This window comes from Microvirga aerophila (assembly GCF_003332305.1).
Taxonomy (GTDB): Bacteria; Pseudomonadota; Alphaproteobacteria; order Rhizobiales; family Beijerinckiaceae; genus Microvirga; species Microvirga aerophila.
This window is the reverse complement of record NZ_QOIO01000167.1, coordinates 1-1,713: the sequence shown is the minus strand read 5'-3', so window position 1 is coordinate 1,713 and position 1,713 is coordinate 1. Positions and strand designations below refer to the sequence as shown.

Genomic DNA, 1,713 nt, shown 5'->3' with positions numbered 1-1,713 from the left:
GACCCATAAGCGCCATGGATAGTTCTCCCGAAGCACAACGAAATCAATCATGATGCGCTGACCGGTTGAACCCACCAGAGCATTTTTTGATGAGCTGGGTCCGGGTCGACGCCAATCATGCGGCACGCCCAGGAAGAGAGATGATCTCACGCAAGTGTAGCTGGCTCTAACGCGCGATGACCCACTGCCACATAACACAAAATCTGCGCTAATGATCGTCACGAAAGCGGTGTAACATAGGGCAGTGTCAGTCCTCGTGAGGAGGTTCGCGATGGATGGCAACGTGTGGCGTCCGGCGCATCTGACGCCGGAGCAGATGGAGGAGCGCCGTCTGGCGGCCGCGAGGCTGTTAGGTCAGGGACGGCTCTCCCAGGCAGACACTGGCCCGACAACTGGGCGTCAGTCGGGCCAGTGTCTGCCGCTGGGCCGCAACCCATGCCCAAGAGGGTGGTCGCGGCCTGCAAGCGCGATCCATCACAGGGCGACCACCGCGGCTCGACGAGAAAGCCTGGGCCCGCTTGGGGCGGCTCCTCGATCGGGGTGCCATGGCGGCGGGTTTTGCCACCGAGCGCTGGACCCTCAAACGTATTGCGGCGCTCATCGAGCGCGAGTTCGGGGTGCGTTATCATCCGCGCTATCTGGAGCGGCCTCTCAAGGCGCACGACTTCAGCGTGCAGCGTCCGGCGACACGGGCCAAAGAGCGGGACGAACTCGTGATTGCGGTCTGGCCCAAGCGCGACTGGGTGGCACTCAAAAAAAGGCGCAGCGAGAGCATCGCACGCTTCTCCTCTGGAATGAGACCGGCCACAGCTTCCGTGCCCGGCCGGGCACAACCTGGGCGCGGCGCGGAATAGCCCCGGTGCTCCAGCGGGTGAGCAAGCGGCGAGAGGTGTCAAGCATCGTGGCGATCACGCCTGACGGGCGGCTGTATGCCCGCCACTTCCGCACCAGCATCTCAAGTGAGATCGTGATCTCGGCTCTGCGCTCCTTCCGGAGACGGATCGGCACGCCGCTGCTGGTGGTCTGGGACCGGCTCAACGCACACCGGTCAAAGCTCACCAGCGCCTTCATTGCGGCCCATCCGCAGGACTTTGCCGTGGCCTACCTGCCGGCCTATGCACCCGAGCTCAATCCGGAGGAGCAGTGCAATGCGTTCGTCAAACGAGCCATGGAGAATGCGCTGCCTCGATCAGTCGCCGATCTCCACCGCGTGGCGCGCCGCGAGTTCGCCCGCCTGCAGCGCCGACCTGAGATGATCGTCAGCTTCTTCCGACACGCAGTCTCTCGGTTGCAGGACTTTCGTGAAGATCATTAATTCACTACAGTAGCCTGCTTGATTGGCATTGTTGACAACCCCGATCAATTTATTCGTAACGAATGGTAAGTATAAAATTCACGCCGAATGAGGACGATTCCATGATCATATTGTTGGCTGCTGCCTTGATCGGCAGTTCGGTTACATCAGCGGCGCTCTGGACGTATGGAGCGCCTACCGCACTCCTTGCAGCACCTTTCGGCGGCAGCATTTTTACTCTTATTGCAGGCGTGCTTCTGGTTTTCATGAGGACAAAACAAGAGCGAAATCAAGAACGTAAGGTTCAGATTCCGCCGGAAAAACCAAAGGCAGCGGCCTAGCTGTTTGGTAGCGGAACGTTGTTGGGATCAGGTGCGTTGCGCGATTGAGGAATATACTTGGCGCCTCGAGGGACTGCG

Annotated in this window: 3 protein-coding genes; all 3 read left to right on the top strand. The window is 60.2% G+C overall.

Annotated elements, in window-relative coordinates; all coding sequences use genetic code 11:
- Positions 1 to 380 precede the first annotated feature (380 nt).
- The 3 genes from DRB19_RS29535 to DRB19_RS29525 all read left to right on the top strand — a co-directional run bounded on the left by DRB19_RS29535 (position 381) and on the right by DRB19_RS29525 (position 1,635).
- Entirely contained in the window at positions 381 to 854 is a 474-nt protein-coding gene (locus DRB19_RS29535; RefSeq protein ID WP_114189494.1) for a winged helix-turn-helix domain-containing protein, read from the top strand.
- Entirely contained in the window at positions 740 to 1,315 is a 576-nt protein-coding gene (locus DRB19_RS29530) for a transposase (RefSeq protein ID WP_245439925.1), read from the top strand. The genes DRB19_RS29535 and DRB19_RS29530 overlap by 115 nt, the downstream gene beginning before the upstream one ends.
- A 101-nt stretch (positions 1,316 to 1,416) precedes the next feature.
- A complete protein-coding gene (locus tag DRB19_RS29525; protein WP_114189493.1) occupies positions 1,417 to 1,635 on the top strand; it encodes a hypothetical protein in 219 nt (72 codons plus the stop codon).
- Positions 1,636 to 1,713: the final 78 nt, after the last annotated feature.